The sequence below is a fragment of the Paenibacillus sp. FSL W7-1279 genome (genome assembly GCF_037969845.1).
GTDB lineage: Bacteria > Bacillota > Bacilli > Paenibacillales > Paenibacillaceae > Paenibacillus_AQ.
Genome location: NZ_CP150215.1, coordinates 6,100,601 through 6,117,074 on the forward strand (window position 1 = coordinate 6,100,601; position 16,474 = coordinate 6,117,074).

Annotated in this window: 10 protein-coding genes; all 10 read right to left on the reverse strand. The window is 55.2% G+C overall.

The window, feature by feature from the left end:
* Positions 1-86: 86 nt before the first annotated feature.
* The 10 genes from MKY82_RS27585 to MKY82_RS27630 all read right to left on the reverse strand — a co-directional run bounded on the left by MKY82_RS27585 (position 87) and on the right by MKY82_RS27630 (position 16,179).
* On the reverse strand, positions 87-404 hold the full coding sequence (locus MKY82_RS27585) for a pyrimidine/purine nucleoside phosphorylase (protein ID WP_194544389.1): 318 nt from the start codon (positions 402-404) through the stop codon (positions 87-89).
* 101 nt (positions 405-505) lie between these two features.
* Entirely contained in the window at positions 506-2,527 is a 2,022-nt protein-coding gene (tkt, locus tag MKY82_RS27590) for a transketolase (RefSeq protein WP_339294803.1), read from the reverse strand.
* 334 nt (positions 2,528-2,861) lie between these two features.
* The gene (locus MKY82_RS27595; RefSeq protein WP_339294804.1) at positions 2,862-5,921 is read right to left on the reverse strand and encodes a VWA domain-containing protein; all 3,060 of its coding nucleotides are present in this window, start codon (positions 5,919-5,921) and stop codon (positions 2,862-2,864) included.
* Complete coding sequence (locus MKY82_RS27600; protein WP_339294805.1) at positions 5,905-7,911, reverse strand: VWA domain-containing protein; 2,007 nt, start codon at positions 7,909-7,911, stop codon at positions 5,905-5,907. Before MKY82_RS27600 ends, MKY82_RS27595 begins: the two co-directional genes overlap by 17 nt.
* Positions 7,912-8,168: 257 nt before the next feature.
* Positions 8,169-9,116, reverse strand: coding sequence for a DUF58 domain-containing protein (locus tag MKY82_RS27605; protein ID WP_071222607.1), 948 nt, complete (start codon positions 9,114-9,116; stop codon positions 8,169-8,171).
* Positions 9,113-10,102: a MoxR family ATPase gene (locus tag MKY82_RS27610; protein ID WP_071222606.1), complete on the reverse strand. Its 990-nt coding sequence runs from the start codon at positions 10,100-10,102 to the stop codon at positions 9,113-9,115. The genes MKY82_RS27605 and MKY82_RS27610 overlap by 4 nt, the downstream gene beginning before the upstream one ends.
* A gap of 71 nt (positions 10,103-10,173) precedes the next feature.
* Positions 10,174-11,874, reverse strand: coding sequence for a phage tail tape measure protein (locus MKY82_RS27615; RefSeq protein ID WP_339294806.1), 1,701 nt, complete (start codon positions 11,872-11,874; stop codon positions 10,174-10,176).
* A gap of 35 nt (positions 11,875-11,909) precedes the next feature.
* Positions 11,910-12,857: an ABC transporter permease gene (locus MKY82_RS27620; protein WP_339294807.1), complete on the reverse strand. Its 948-nt coding sequence runs from the start codon at positions 12,855-12,857 to the stop codon at positions 11,910-11,912.
* On the reverse strand, positions 12,854-13,783 hold the full coding sequence (locus tag MKY82_RS27625) for an ABC transporter ATP-binding protein (protein WP_339294808.1): 930 nt from the start codon (positions 13,781-13,783) through the stop codon (positions 12,854-12,856). Before MKY82_RS27625 ends, MKY82_RS27620 begins: the two co-directional genes overlap by 4 nt.
* Positions 13,780-16,179 (reverse strand): hypothetical protein, encoded by a 2,400-nt coding sequence (locus MKY82_RS27630; protein WP_339294809.1) that lies wholly within the window; start codon positions 16,177-16,179, stop codon positions 13,780-13,782. The genes MKY82_RS27625 and MKY82_RS27630 overlap by 4 nt, the downstream gene beginning before the upstream one ends.
* Positions 16,180-16,474 lie beyond the last annotated feature (295 nt).

The window sequence follows — 16,474 nt, forward strand, 5'->3', positions numbered from 1 at the left end:
ATTGACAATAAGGGTTCAAAGCCAACGGCTTTGAGCCTTTTTGTTGTGTATTTACGGACACGACATCACATGCAACATTTCATCTATTACATGGTTGGATAAGAACAGCAATAATCCGTCACGGTGCGGATTTCCAGCTTAAAGCTTGAATTGCCCGGAACGTTAAAGGTTGCAGCCCCTTGAATCTCTAACCACTCCTGCTCTCCAGGCAGCAGGACACGCAAATCGCCCGACAAAATTTCCATAATCTCAGGGCCATCCGTTCCGAATTCATAGCTTCCCGGAAGCATGATGCCGAGCGTTACCTTCTCGCCATTCTCCAGCAGCACCGTACGGCTGGTTACCTTTCCCTCATAGTACACGTTGGCTGCCTTTGTAACGGTAGCATTCTTAAATTGTGACATGGACAAACTCTCCTCCTCCAACATAGTTATGGCTTGATATATGGACGGCACCCGCATGATGCGGGTGCCGGAAAATCAATATGGAGTTAGATCCGCTTGCATTACAGCAAGCCTTTTACGCGGCTAACCACGTTCTCAACGGTAAATCCGTACTCGGCAATGACGCGGTCGCCAGGAGCCGAAGCGCCAAATGTGTTGATGCCCAGAATGTCGCCTTTGTCTCCGACATAACGCTCCCATCCGAACGGATGAGCCATTTCAATAGCCAGACGGGCTTTTACGTCAGGAAGCAGCACGGAATCTTTGTATGCCTGATCCTGGCTGTCGAACAGATCCCAGCTCGGCATGCTGATGACGCGTACGGCGATTCCTTCTTCAGCCAACGCTGCTTGCGCTTTAACGGCAAGCTGAACCTCGGAACCCGTTGCAATGATTTGAGCTTGTACGTTGCCATCCTTCGCATCGGATACAACATAAGCTCCGCGTTTGATGCCCTCGCGTGCATGATCCGCCGTGCCTGCAAGGATCGGAAGATTCTGACGAGTCAGCACCAACGCTACCGGACGGTCTGTGTTCTCAACCGCATAAGCCCATGCCGCGGAAGTTTCGTTAGCATCCGCAGGACGGATCACCGTCAAGCCTGGAATGATGCGCAGGGAAGCCAATTGTTCAATCGGTTCATGCGTAGGACCGTCTTCACCGACAGCGATGCTGTCATGAGTCAGTACATACGTAACCGGCAGCTTCATGATCGCAGCCAGACGTACAGCCGGACGCAGATAATCCGTAAATACGAAGAACGTACCGCCGAAAATCTTCAGTCCGCCATGGAGAGCGATACCGTTCATGGCACCGGCCATTGCGAATTCACGAACACCATAATACACGTTACGGCCTTCGTAGCTGTTCGCTGTGAAAGAGGCCAGGTCGTTCAAGTGTGTCATCGTGGAGCTTTCCAGGTCAGCCGATCCGCCGAGCAGCTGCGGTACGCCTGCAGTCAACCCGTTCAGCGCTTTACCGGAAGCCACGCGAGTGGAAACCGCTTTGTCATCCGCGCTGTATTTCGGAAGGTCTTTGTCCCATCCTTCAGCCAATTCGCCGGATTCACCGCGTTCGAATTGCGCCGCCAGCTCAGGATAAGCTTCTTTGTATTTCGCAAATTGATCAACCCAAGCTTGATAAGCTGCAATGCCGCGCTCTTTCACTTTGCCGAAATGCTCGCGCACTTCCTCAGGCACATAGAAATCCTCTTCATATACCCAATTGTAAAAATCCTTGGTCAGCTTCGCTTCATCAGCTCCAAGCGGAGAACCGTGCGTACCGCCATGGCCACCTTTACCTTGTTTGTTCGGGCTGCCGTAACCAATGACGGTCTTCACTTCGATCAGCGTCGGACGGTTCGTATCGGCTTTCGCTTCCTCGATCGCCTTCTCAATCGCAGGCAAATCGTTACCGTCTTCTACGCGCAGCACTTGCCAGCCATAAGCATCAAAGCGCTTCGCTACGTTCTCGGAGAATGCCAGGCTGAGCTCGCCGTCAAGGGAGATATCATTGGAATCGTACAACATGATCAATTTGCCAAGCTTCAAATGACCTGCCAGGGAAGCTGCCTCGGAAGCCACGCCCTCCATCATGTCACCGTCGCCGCAAATCGCATACGTATAGTGATCCACTACGTTGAAGCCGTCTTTATTGTAAGTCGCGCCCAAATGAGCTTCAGCCATTGCCATACCTACAGCCATAGCCACGCCTTGTCCAAGCGGACCTGTCGTTGCATCTACGCCGGCCGTGTGGCCGAATTCCGGGTGACCCGGGGTTTTGCTTCCCCATTGACGGAACTGCTTGAGATCCTCAATGGACAAGTCATACCCGCTCAGGTGAAGCAGACTGTAGAGCAGCATGGAGCCATGGCCTGCAGACAAGACAAAACGGTCGCGGTTAATCCACGCCGGCTGGTCCGGGTTATGATTCATCGTCTTCGCGAACAGTTGGTAGCCCATAGGTGCAGACCCCATCGGCATGCCCGGATGACCGGAGTTGGCTTTTTCGATCGCGTCGATCGCCAGTGTCCGGATCGTTGCGATGGACAGGTTGTCGATCGTTTGGTTATGTTCAGTTGTCATGATTCGTCCTCCTCAAATCTTTTCCATAGTAAGCTTCGAAAATGAAGGCTTCTTACGTCCCTCCAGCCCCAATCCACATGGTATTAGAGCAGTTAGGAATGTTGAGAATATCATTTTGACTCTTATTGTATCACCACACGTCTTTCATTTCCATATCGTAATTGTCAAAGTTGTGTAAAAGCCGCCAGGGCGAACGACATCCCCCTTGCATTATTTCCCTTAATAGTCCGGTTATAACCGGATTCGACATCCGTTAAACGATTTTACGGACATCGGCGGCATGGAAAAAGTTACTTCATTCGACAATTAAAAAAGCTTCGGCCGAAGCTGCACATTAGACAGCTTCGGCCGAAGCATGAGGCGGCACATCAGCGCGTGCCGCGTTTTTTGGCTTTGAGGAGGCGATCCATGGAGGAGCCTCCTTCCGGAGCCGGCCCGGTCTCCCCGGGCCGGCCGCTGCCGTCCCCTGCGCCTGCGGCGGCGGGGGCGGGGGTGGCGTGGGCGCGCTTCCCTTGCGCGCGCCCTGGCTTGCGGCCGGCTTCGTCTGCGCCGGCCGCTCTTCCCGCAGCGGGGCATCCGCCCGCTGCGAATCGCGCGCCTCCGGCGGGGCCTTTCGGCCCCCTGCCGGAGCTGCGCTAGGTGCCGGGGCGGGGTTCCCGCCCCCGGCGCCCTGGCCCGCGCCGCTGCGTTCGCGCGCGGGCGGGGCCTGCGGCGGCGGCTTCGCGGAGCTGCCGCCGTAGAACTGGGCGGCGCGGGCTTTGCGCGCCGCCAGCCGCTCGAGGCCGGCGTCACGCCCGGCCTCGCCGGCAGGTACAGGCCGCCTGCGGATCAGGGCGGCCACCCTAGCGCCGATGGCGCCCCATGGCAGAGCCAGGCGCCGCACGGCGATGTCGGCGACCCACAGCAGCAGGGCCGCCACCAGCAGCGGATAACTCCAATCATGGAGATTCATCCGCGAGGTCGCCTGCCGGTCGAACACTTCGGCCGGGTTATCCCAGGATAGCACGCGGCCCCCGGTTATCTCGGCCAGCCGCTTCATGGCTTCCTCGCCGCTGCCGGAAGATAGCCGGTATTCCGGCGAATACGGCACAACAAAACCGGTGCCCGGCGCGGCTTGCAGCGGCTCTTCCCCGCTGGCATCCTCAAGGGACATGAGGAAGGCTCCCGGCTTGGATACGTTGACGAGTCCGGTATAACGGCCGGGCGCCTCCTGAATGAGCTCAACCGTCTGCTCGCCGGCTTCATCGTCCCCGATCACCGCATTCAGCTTCTCCGGCGGATTCTCGCCCTCTGCCATAACCTGGACCTTTACTTGGTTGCCGGCCGTCTCGGTAGTTACTTCATAGGGCGACGACGTAAACTGCGGGAATGTCCACTTCACGATTTCGGTCAACGTGTTGGCAAAGCCGGACCAAGATACCCATTCCTTGGACCACTTTCCGCTTAAATCGCTCGTCCATGCCACCGTTCGTCCGGATCCGTACTGCCAGCGTGACAGGATCGGGTCCGGCTCCGGACTGGACAGAATCGTCTGGGCGGAAGACTTCGGCGTTGTCGCTACATAACCATACAGCCCCGGAACGCCCTGCTGGAATAGACTCGCCCAATCGCCCGGGTTCTGAACGGCCGGGACAAAGGGTTTATCCACGATATAGGATTTGGCCAGCATGACGGCCTCCCGGCTGAATACCGCCGGCAGCGTCGTTTCATCCTCAACGAAGTAGTAACGGCCCTTGGCCGCATCCGCCAAGGATTGAAGCAGGTTGGTGTCCGCATCCATCCCGACCGCCACGGAAGACATCGTGATTTTGTTCTCCACCATCGTATCGGTCAGATCCTGATAACCGGAATTCATGGCGGACTGCCCGTCGGTCATCAGAATGATATGTCTGCGCTGGGTTTTAATCTTCAGCATTTCCTCAAGCGCCGAGGAAACGGCAGGATAGATGTTGGTCCCGCCTGCGCTCGGAATCGACTGGATGCTGCTGAGCACCTCTTCCTTGTCCCCGAGCTTCTGCGGCGGAACGACCCACCACGGCTGATCGTCAAAGGCGACAACGCCGACCGTATCCTTGGCTCTCAGCAGCTCCACCGTTCGCATCGCCGATTCCTTGGCCAATTCGATTTTGTTGCCGTCCATGCTCCCCGATCGGTCGATGACGAGTATGAGGCCCAGGGATGGAATCTCCCGCTTGCCTTCCAGCTCCATGGAGACCGGCAGCGCCTTTTCGATCGGGGTTTTAAAATATCCGCCCATTCCGAAGCTGTCCTCGCCGCCCGCCATCATAAACCCGATGCCAAAGCTTCGGACCGCCTGCTCGATCAGCTCCATCTGCTTGCCGCCGACGTCACTGCCCGAAACGTTATTAAAGATGATACTGTCGTATACGGCATACTTGGCCGCTTCCAGCGGGAGCAGTTCCGGCGGAATCACCTCGGTGCCGATCATGCCGGACTCGAGGGCTGCCGTGATATTCCCCGACGTTCCCGGGGTTCCTTCCACGATCAGTACGTTCGGCGGACCTTCCACCCGGGTGAAATCGAACGCTGCATTATTGGCGGACGCTTCATCCCCGTCCATGAAGATTTCGGCACGGTAACGGTGAAGTCCCGGACTCTTGGCCAGGCCTTTCACGGCATACCGGTTCTCGCCCGGGGTGACGTCCACGCGTTCCCGGCCGATCTCACGGTTGTCCTCGTAAATGCGCAGCTCACCGGAGGTCTTAAACGTGCTGCGGATCATAACCTCCACATAGAAAGACTCCGCTTGATACAGCTTATCCGGTACCTTCAGTTCCTCCACCGCAACGTCACGGATGGCCTGCTTGGGCGTCGGAAGCACATCAACCGCAATGCCCCGGTCCTTCAGCAGCCTCCCGGCCGCTGCCATGCTGCCTACATTCTCTTCCCCGTCCGAGATCAACACAATTCTGGAATCGCTGTTGCCCTCGAACAGGCTCCCCGCGAGCTGAAGACCGGACTCCAGCCCCGTAAACTGCTGCTCCAGCAGTGCATTAAGAGAGGCTCCTGCATTCTCTGCAGAGGTTAACCGCCGTTCTACAGCGCCCTCAAGCCCCGTAGAAACAACAGCCGTGCCATCCTTCTCGCCTTTTGCCGAGAGAGAATCGTTAATCCAGCTCGCGATCCGGGCTGAATCCCCCATACTGTCGGAACGGTCAGCCAGATATACAACCTGTTTATCTCTTAGGACGGTAAAGCCATGCAAACCCGAAATCATAAGAATCAATAATAGAATGACGCAGGTTCTAAAGAATAAAGCCAGTCTCTTCCGAAAGCCGTTTAATCGAAAATCCGATTTGTATGCATAGTAAAGAAATAATCCTGCCGGAATCAACAGCAGCAACAACCATGGTTGGCTAAATTGAACGCCCACGCTGGTACACCCCCCATTCTGCTGCGATCACAGCCAGTGCCAAGACAGCAAGCCATGGCATTAACGAGCCGGCGCGGTTTGCGGTTTCGTTGCTGCCGGATGTCCCGGCATGCTCTCCCGCTTCAGACTCATCCAAGTCCGGAGCCGCTTGACTTACGAATGGGCCCTGATCGTTGCTCCAATCCGCCTCGTATGGATCCGCCGTCACGGCCAGCCAAAATCTAAGCTTCTCACCCGCTTCATTTTGCTGTTCGAAAGCGTACAGCCCCGGATATTCCGGCACAAGCTGTACCGGCGATATCCCTTGTTCATTCCGGAGCGCTTCCGCAGCAGGGATGCCGCCAGTAAGAGCAAGACCGCTCATAGGTACCCATTTTGCCGCTACCGTATCCGCCGCAATCGGTATATCCGCTTGCGCTCCAGCCATATAGCGGCCAAGGCCGCTTCCCTTGCCCGAGGTCATCCACTCCAGTGTATTGCTGACCATGACCGGGAACTCCGGCGATAACGGAAGATCGCTATCCTGAAGCAGGAAATGAAACGACAAGCGCGGTCGCCCGTTTTCGCTTCCCGCATAGACGATCGGTTGATCCCCCAGCTTTATAACGGGCTCTCCCCAGGCAGGGGCTTGATCTACCAGCGTGCCAAAATAGACGCCCGACAAGGTGACATAGGCGGTCACCGGATGCTTAGCAAGTACGGCGCGTCCCCCTTGGTTGCCGACTTTGGCACCTTCTCCGCCGATCGTCCATAGCGGCGTTTTGGCGGCCAGTTCCGCCCACTTCCCTTGCTTGAACCCTTCCGGCACGTCCCCGTCGATGACGAGCAGATCAAATTCGCCTTCGGGCACGGGCGGTACATCCGCAGCTGTGCTGCCCTTACCCGCCTCCTTATCCGCACTGCCATTGTCCTCGGCGGTCTTGTCTTTGGACTCGTCCAAAGCAACCCGGGTGACTTCGGCTCCGCTTAGCTGCAAGGCCTTCTCGAGAAACAAGTTGCCCGTAGTCAGCAGAAGCACGCGCGAAGATCCATGACCCAAACCGAATGCAAAGGATTGATTGTCTGCGGCATATCCGTCATCCTGCGACAACTCAAGCCGGTACACTTCCGCAAACGGCAGATCGGAAAAGGATTCGGTTAATTTTTTACCAGGCTCCAGTTCAAGCATCTTGCTGGTCAATAGCTGTTCATCCCCGTAAAGATTCACTTCAGCCGACATCGATTCCTTGGCATTCGTGCTGAGGACAGCGACCGCCCCATAGGATGCACCTGTTTCGCCCTTGGGTGAAATGCCGAATTGGTCAATGGACACGTTAAGAGGGAGCTCCCCCTGCACCTTCTCTACGGATACCGGAACCTGAAACGTTATGGGAGCCGTATCCTGCTTCCAGTAGCTGTCCGTAAAAATAACGACCTCTGCATCCCGCTCTTCCCGTGTCAGAGCGGAAGCGAGCGATAAGGTTTCCCTGTAGGATGCCTGGCCGTAATTGGGCCGCAGCCCATCCACAGCCTTATCAATGACGGTGCGGTCGCTTTCATGGGAGACCAGCGTCATGGGACTTGCTCCCACGGACAGGAGGGTGATTTCGCTCCGTCTCCCTTGGTTCTTCACGTATTCCTTTATTCGTTCCTGCATCCATTGCAGCCTGGATGCGGCTTCGCCTTCAGCCGATGGCTGAATCTGCGCGCTCATGCTGCCCGAGGTATCGGCAACGATGACCACGTGGGCGCTGCCTCCGCCAGACACCTGCAGAAAAGGCTGCATCAGTGCGAAGACCATCAGCGCAGCAGCAAGCAACTGGAGCCACAGCAGAAGCCGGTTCTGCAGCTTCTGCCACGGCCTGTTGGCCTCCAGGTTCCGAAGCACCCGCTCCCACAGCAAATGGCTGGGAACGGTTGTATCGACATATTTTCGTTTGAACATATACATAAGCACGATGGCCGGCAGCGTTAAACCGAACCATAGACTCAGCCAAGATTGAATCCCCAACGTGTCCCCTCCTTACTCCCGTGGCCCCTGACTAACACGACTTGGACGTTTTCTCAAAGCATCGGATGAAGGCCTGTCATCTGTTCCTGTTTTATTGAGTTCTCTTCTTGTTTCTTCTATATAGATCACAAACAGGTGCTCGTGAAGCCTGCATTTCATAGATGTATATTCTCCGGTGTTCCCCTGTCTAACAGCTTCCCAATACGTATGAAGCTCCTGCAGATGCTTGGACACGGGGCCCTGCAAGGGATCCCGCTCTATCCAGTAACCAGGCCAGCTCCCGCAAGCACCCCGAACATCGCATCCGTAAGCGGCATGTCCGCCGGAATGAGCACGTAAGACATCCCCCGCTCCGCGCACACGCGGGACAGCATCGTCCGGTACCGCTCCAGCTCCTCTTTGTAAGCATCGAGCACTTTACCCGTCAACGCCACTTCCTTGCCGCTCATCGTTTCGCTGTCGACCAATCGCAAATCGCCGGTCAATTTAGGCTCCAGTTCTTCCCTCGACAACACATGCACAAGCACCACTTCCTGCCCGGTGCCGGATAAAAGGGAAAGCGCCCTGAACAACTCCTCCTCGCCGCCCTCGAGCCAAAAATCCGAGAACACCCAGGTCATCCCCGGCTGCCGTGGGAGTGCGCCAGGAACCGCAAGCGCTGCGCCCAAACTGCCTTCGCCTCCCGTTTCTGCCCCTTGCAGGAACGAAAACAGGCGATGGGCCGAGCCCTTTCCTCTCATGATCGGAAGGCGGGCGTTAATCGAACGGCTGTAACAGGCGATCTGCAGTCTGTCGTAAGAGGACAATGCCATGTAGCCGATGCTTGCGGCGAGTTGACGTGCGAGCAGCCATTTCGGACTTTCCTTCGTTCCTGCCGGATCTGCAGCAGATGGTTCGGATGACGATGACATGACAGCCCCCATCGATGCCGAGCAATCCACGAATAGACTGACCGTCAGCTCCTGCTCGTCCATGAATTGACGCACGAATGCTTTTCCCGTACGAGAATAGACGCCCCAGTCAAACCTGCGGACATCATCGCCGGGTGCATACACTCGATAATCGGCAAACTCGAGGGACGATCCGAGCCGGCGGGATCGCCTCTTTCCCTGCAGCGTCCCGGCAACCCGCCGCTTGGCATCCAGGCTCAGCCGCTCCAGACGCGGAAGCCATTCCGGAGGAAGCAGGTGCCCGCCCCCGCTCACGCGGATGCCTCCAGCGCTTGCAGAACCTCCTGAATGACATGGTCTGTCGTAATGCCGAGCGCCTGCCCCTCGAAATTCAGGAACAAACGGTGGCGCAGCGCAGATAAAGCCACGGCGCGAATATCCCCTGTCGATACATGCATCCGCCCGCTGCACAATGCACGGACCTTGCTCACTGATATGATAGATTGAATGCCCCGCGGTCCGGAACCGAACTGGACGTATTTTCGCACCGCCTCCGGGGCCGCTGCCTCTTCGGGATGCGTCATCATGAGCAGACGAACCGCATAGTCCAAAATTTCCTCGGCAACCAGCACTTCCCGGGCTCCGCGCTGGATTTCCAGCAGCTCGTCGCCGGTCATTTGCCGTTCCACCTGGAATTCGTGGGAGGACGTCGTCCGCTTCACGATTTCCTTCAGTTCATCCGCGCTTGGATACGACACTTCGATCTTCAGCAGAAAGCGATCAAGCTGCGCCTCCGGCAATGGATACGTTCCCTCGTTTTCCAGCGGGTTTTGCGTCGCCAGAACAAAGAAAGGTTTGGGCAGCTGATGGGTTACCCCACCCACCGTGACGGTCTTCTCCTGCATGGCCTCCAGCAAGGCGCTCTGGGTTTTGGGCGTGGCCCGGTTAATTTCGTCGGCCAGCACGATGCTGCTGAACAGCGGACCCTTTTGAAAGGTCATCCCGGTGTCCCCATGCTGCCCGAACGATAGGATATTGGTGCCCGTTATATCGCTCGGCATCAAATCCGGCGTGAACTGTATACGGGAAAAGGATAGCTCCAACGCTTCCGACACCGTGCGGACGAGCATCGTTTTACCGAGACCCGGAATCCCCTCCAGGAGGGCGTGCCCTCCTGCAAAGATACACCAGAGCATTTGCTCCACAACATCCTGCTGCCCGACAATCACCTTGCCGATATGTTCCCGCAGGCCTGATATTTTCTCCATCCATTCCTGTGGTCTCACTGCTATATCCGACATGGACGAAACCTCCATCTTCTTGGTAAAGTTCAAGTACTCATTCTAGCTTCCGTAATCGATTCTTCCATCCCCTACGGATTCGGATTGATCTGTATGAAATATTCCTCGACCAACCCTTGCATCTGGTCAGGCAGCGGATTGCGATCTAACGTTTTGCGCGCTTCGGTCTCATAATCGCGATACACTTCCTCATAAGGCCTGGACATACCCGGAACGGTCGGCGAAACGCCGCCCTTCTGAATATCTCCGCCGCTGCCCTTGATCTCGCCGGAATCGTTCTGCACATTGCCGCTGCCCTTGAAATCCCTAGGGATCGTCACAAGCTCGCGACCGCCTGAGCCAAAGCCGGCTCCGCTTCCGGTTCCGCTTCCCGATCCTCCGCTGCCGCCTGAGCCGGAGCCGGCTCCTGATCCAGAGCCGCTCCCCGAACCGGAACCACTGCCGGCGCCTTGACCTTGACCTTGACCTTGACCTTGACCGGCCCCGGAGCCACCTTCTCCGGGGCTTCCCTCCGAGCCTTCGCCTTCTTCTCCCGAGCCTTCCCCGGATCCCGCCTGCGCCAACGCCTCCGCACTGCCGCCGTTACTCCAGGCATCCGATACCGACATCCCGGCAGCCGTCATCTGATCGGCCAAGCTCAGTCCTTGCGAAGCAAGGGAGGACGCCAGCGAAGCGGCGGATTGCGATTGACTGTCGGATGCGGCTTTAGCTTGAGCCGCTTTAGCCAGCTCCTCGGCCAGCTGCTGGAGCGCTTCTTCCAGCTCTTTCGGCAGCTTGCCTTCCTTCAGCGAGTCTGCCGCTTTCTTGAGCTCTTGCTCCAGCTTCCCGTCCTCCAGTTGCTTGGCTGCTGCTTCCTCTGCCAATTTTTTCAAAGCATCGGCCAGCTCGTTCTTCTCTTCCTGGGACATCTTTTTCACCTGCTCGGTGAGTTTCTTCATTTCCTGCTTGAGCTCATCGGCCATGCCTTCGGCAAGCTTTTTCCCCACCTGGGACAACGCCTTCTCCTGCTGCATTTTTTGGGCCAGCTCCGACAATGCCTTCGCTTTTTCCTCCTGCTGTTTCGCCATTTTCTCCAGCTCTTTCATCGCTTCTTCCAGCTTCTCCAGCGCTTGCTCGGGATGCTTCTCACGCTCCAGCGCTTTTTTCAAGGCATCCAGCTTCTCCTGCAGCTTCTTCCTGTCAGCAGGATCGATCGTTTCTTTCTGGAGTTCTTCCGCCAGCTTTTCAGTTTTGGCTGCCTGCTCCTTCATCCAACTCTGCGCCTCTTTTGCCGCTTCCACCTTCTTATCCATCGGATTCGGAACAAAAACAAGGATGAGCACGGCAGCCAGCGAAGCGCCACAGATCAAGAGATGTCTTTTACGGTTAGGGTAAGGAAGACGCTTCGGCAATTGCTCTGCAAAACGTGCGCCATAGCGCTCCGCCTGCTCGCGCTGCCATTTTGCAGCCTGCGATTCCTCTTCTTTGAACGATAGTGCCGTTACCATCATGTCACTTCGCTCCGCTTCGTCAGGAACATGATCCATCACAGAAGCAGCCTCTTCGATCGGAACCCGGTCCAGCCATCCCCATAACAAACCTACGAAGCCTGCCCCGACAGGAATGGCGACGGATGCAACGGGAAGCCAGGCTATGGGCACGAATCTCCCCAGCACCAGAAGCAGCAGCAGTGCGGCAAACCCTGCCATCAGTCCGTATAAAACATACGTTATGACGCGGAATCGCTGCAGCCGCCGTCTCGCGGCTTCGATAAAACGCATGATGTTGTCCATTGCTCTTCCTCCTTACCCTGCTGTTATGCTTTAGGTTACGCTTCGTCCCGCTTCATTTCCGATACTTGCGGGAGCTGTTCTTCGTTCTTATCCTTACGTTTCCGCCTGGCGACAGGACGGATATTCCGTACGGCAACCCACAGGGCGAGAACGATCACAACCGAATAGACGATGAAAAATTCCAGCCACAATTCAATGGGAGCCTTGCTGTTCAAGCTTCCGCCGTACAGCAGGAACACGTCTTTTGAGAAGGACGGGTTAAACAAACTCATCATCGCCCCAGCCGGATTCAAGCCCAGCAAATATCCGACCCAGGAATAGCTGCCTGGCGTTGGCGCCTGGCCGCTTTGATACAAATTCTGCTGTTCAATTCCCATGAAGAACAAATACAGTAGTCCTGTTATAAGGAAGATAATCAGTCCCGCACCGTAGGTGACAATAATCGCGACGATGGTTCTTTTGAATAAAGTCGAGAACATCACCCCAAGCGAACCGAGCAGCAGCATCACGAATAAATAAAAAATAAAGACGGATATGAGCTGTTTCGGCGAAATCCCCCCATACAGGAAAACAATGCTGTATACCGGCAGGGTGGCCAGCACGATCAGTGTCATGAAACTGAGCGCCGACACCAGCTTGCTCAGCACAATCGTGGCCGAGCTCTGCTGCGTTGTCAGCAGCATGCTCAGCGTTTGCTTCTCCCGCTCGCTGCTGATGACACCGGCGGTAAGAGCGGGCGCCATGAATGCGATGAGAACAAGCTGGGCAAAACTCAGCACATAGAACATCATTTGGCTCATCTGCGGATCGAATCGCTGTGGTCCCCGCTGTCCCAAATATAAGAAGAGATAAATGAAACCCATCGCAACGGCTCCGAGGGCCAATACATAAAATAACACCGACAGCATGGAACGCGTAGAACGCATCCGCAGCCGAAATTCCTTGTCAATGACCGGATTAATTAGCTTTCTGCTCCAATTCATTCGCGTGGCCCTCCCTTGGTAATTTCGAGGAATACATCCTCCAGATTGCTCTGCGCTTCCTGAAACGAGACAATCGGAATTTCCCAGGAGACCACCTGCCGCAGCAGAGCGCTCTGCTGCGTGTCATCCCCGCCGTAGTGAACATGGACGCCGGTGTTATCCGTCAATACCGACGTGACAAACGGTTCGTCCCGCAGCTTCTCGGCCAGTTCCTCTTCACGCTCGAGCGTGCGGATGTGGATGACTTTTTTTACGCGGAGACGGCTCTGAATATCGGCCACCTTGCCTTGGGCAACCATCTCGCCGTGCTCGATCACGCCGATTTTATCCACCATCTCCGCCAGCTCAGGCAAAATATGCGACGAAATGATGATCGTCTTGCCCATCAGCTTCAATTCCTTCAATATTTCACGCATCTCGATCCGCGCCCGCGGATCCAGCCCCGAAGCCGGCTCATCCAGAATCAAGACGTCCGGATCATGCACCAGGCACCGGGCAAGGCATAAACGCTGCTTCATGCCCCGCGAGAGACTGTCGACGTAGGTATCCGCTTTGTCGCTCAGGTTGACCAGCTCCAGGAGCTGCGGAATGAGCTGTTCCCGCTCGGCGCGCGGAATGCCGTAACTTGCCCCGTAAAAATGCAAATATTCGGTAGACTTCAGCTGGTCATACACGCCAAAGAAATCGGGCATGTAGCCGATCCGCTTGCGGACCTCCTTGGGATGCTGGGTCACGTCGAAGCCGCCGACCTTGGCAACACCCGAGGTTGGCAGCATCAGGGTGGCCAATATGGACATCGTTGTGGATTTGCCGGCTCCGTTCGGACCGACAAATCCAAATACCGTCCCTTTTTCAATATGAAGACTGATGTCCTTCAACGCATGGAACGTTCCGTATTTTTTACTCAGGTTTCTAATCTCGATCATTGAGTGGCCTCCCCCTTCACAGACAGCTCCGGCATCATAAAGTTGGTCTGATCCTTGGCGGTGACCATGAAGCGGATCCGATTCCCCACGATATACTGCTCCGGATTCTTGGTAATGGTAAACACATTGTTCGCGTCTGTAACAGGCTCCCATGCGCTCTTCTTCGAGTTCCAGATCTCCATCGTAACGTTGTTGTTGAATTTAGTGCCTTTCATCGACAGTTCCGAATACTTCACGTTGCCTTCCGATATTAACGGGAATTCGGCGATCAAGCTGCCCTGTCCCATTTCAACCCCATGAGGGTAAACCCCGAACATCGGCGCATTCACCTGCGATATTTCGGGAGACAGGAAGCCGTAAGGAATGTTAATCTCTCCGTTCAGTCCCCAATCCATCTCCACGGGCTGTATCCAGAAATTGAGCTGATCACTGTCCACCTCAGCGCCTTTCAGCGTATAATTCGTCAAATGGTCCTTGCTCCATCCCAAGATGTAAGCATCCCTGTTAACCATTCTGTTGGAATATCCATATTGGGACAAAATATCGCGCTCACGCTGTTTCGGATCATTCTGCGAATAAGGGTACAGCATCCCGGACAAGTCACCGCCCGTAAACTTGATGATTTGTTTCGGGTCCTGAGGAACGGATGCAGCATCCCCCTTCTTGATATCTCCCAGCTTGTAGGCTTTGCCCCCGACAACCAGCACAACCTCGGTCAAATCGTTAATCGTGTCATTGGTGACCTTACCGTTTAACTCTCCTTTGGCATCCAGCTTCAAATCCATGCCCAGACGCCCCATCTCCTCGGTTCCTTGACGGTCCACCCAGACCTTGGCTAATGACCATTGGGACATGTCGCGAAGCTCCAGCGTCGTGGACGCCTGCTCCACTCGGACAAAACTCTTATTCTCACCCATTCCTCCAAACCTGGTCTGGGACTGTCCCGTTTTCAAATACGTATTCTCCGGAAATTCCAAAGCATAGTTCCCGCTTCGAGGCGTGAAAAATGCGGAAGCCGTCGATTTAACCGCATCCCCCTGACCGTTTAGTTCAATCAAGTTGATGGTGTGCGCGAGTTCCCGCGTCTTGTCCGATGAACCGGCCACGTAAACGGAACCGCTCGCGATGACGGCAATGATCGGGATCAAGAACCAAGCCCATTCCCGCTTGTCCGCCTTCTTCAAGATATAGTAGAGCAGCGGGGCAACGACGACCGCATAAATAATGAGCATCCACAACAGCAGCGTGAAGGAAGGCATCTTCAGTGATGGAAAATACTCCAGAACGTAATTCAAACTGTCCATCAGCGAATTGTAGTACATGCCATTCTGCGCGCCCATCATGGGAAGGTTATTGCGCAATATCGATGCCCATGCATCCGGATGGCCTGCCCATGAGCTCACAGGCTCCATGGCCAAATCATAGGCCGCATATTGAACACTCCCTTGGCCATAGGCTTTCGAGGCAAACAAAGGTTGTCCGTCCGCTTCAATTCCGATTTGGGCGCCTTCCACCGCTTTCGCTGTGGAAATGGTAAATGCCCCATCCAGTTTCAACGGCTTCCCGCCAAGCTTCTCCAGCTCAGCCAGCGAATGAACGGCGGTGGTCCCATCCGCAGCGACCGGCGTGATGTCGGCAAACGGTGCCGCTGTTTTGGCATAACCCGCGCCGCCGGCCAGAATCAGGGTGCCGCCGCCATTCACCCAATCTGTAATCGCCTTGCGTTGTGGCTCTGACAGCGTATCGGAGGCAAAATTGTTGATCACGATGACGTCCAGTCCGTTCAGCAGCATTCCATCCGATGGAACGCTGGCGTTCTTAAGCGGGAACACGTTCACGCTGTTGCCCTTACCGTTAAGGACATTCATGAAATTCATCGTATCGGGATCATCGGATAACACGGCGATGAGTGCGCCCTGATACGGAGAAGCCTGCACATAATTTTTACCTGAGGCAAACGGAATCTGCTTCCCCTTGGTATAAGATCCTTCATAGAAGAGGATCTGGTTATTATCTTTATTCAGCACAGCCCCTGGAATGCCGATCAGGACTTCCTTCGGCGTATCCTTCGGCAGGTCCACCTGCTGGACGTAGGAGGTTTGATATCCGAAGCCATTGTAGTTCTGAATCTGCACGACCACGTCACCGGATATATCCCGGTCACTGGTTAAGGTCAGTTTGAGCGGATTCCATTTATCATGTTTAATCTTGCCTTGATAACCCATTTCGGATTGAATGCCAATCTTCGCTCCGTCGGCATAGACGTTTCCGGCCGGGAACGAGAAGGATAACGTTGCAACAATGAGCAGCGCCATCATCGGCAGCAACATCCACGTTTTTTTTGTATAAAACGACAACTGATGATTCCCCTCTCCACATATAAATTGCTTTCTCATGACAAATGACACCTATGTTCAGAAGACGTATGTAAAGGTTCTCTTCACAAGTTCAACTATATTGACGAGTCGAATCTATAAAAAGTTTGACGTTTCCTCCCATCAAGAGATGTATAGGACCGTATTTTCAGCATACCGGGGGATCTGGACTTTTTTACCAAATCGACTATAAATAAAAATCCCACTCCAATAAGAGGAGCGGGATCAAGGGGTAATCCATTGCAGCGTTAAAGTGTTGGGCTGCTCCATTGTACTATCTATGATGAATCGTCAGCCTCATATCCTTACATGGATC

What these genes read in the sequence shown, in the direction of transcription:
- MKY82_RS27585 (WP_194544389.1), bottom strand. Translation starts at nt 404, where the DNA reads ATGTCACAATTTAAGAATGCTACCGTTACAAAGGCAGCCAACGTGTAC.
- MKY82_RS27615 (WP_339294806.1), bottom strand. Translation starts at nt 11,874, where the DNA reads ATGGACAACATCATGCGTTTTATCGAAGCCGCGAGACGGCGGCTGCAG.
- MKY82_RS27610 (WP_071222606.1), bottom strand. Translation starts at nt 10,102, where the DNA reads ATGTCGGATATAGCAGTGAGACCACAGGAATGGATGGAGAAAATATCA.
- tkt (WP_339294803.1), bottom strand. Translation starts at nt 2,527, where the DNA reads ATGACAACTGAACATAACCAAACGATCGACAACCTGTCCATCGCAACG.
- MKY82_RS27620 (WP_339294807.1), bottom strand. Translation starts at nt 12,857, where the DNA reads ATGAATTGGAGCAGAAAGCTAATTAATCCGGTCATTGACAAGGAATTT.
- MKY82_RS27625 (WP_339294808.1), bottom strand. Translation starts at nt 13,783, where the DNA reads ATGATCGAGATTAGAAACCTGAGTAAAAAATACGGAACGTTCCATGCG.
- MKY82_RS27630 (WP_339294809.1), bottom strand. Translation starts at nt 16,179, where the DNA reads ATGAGAAAGCAATTTATATGTGGAGAGGGGAATCATCAGTTGTCGTTT.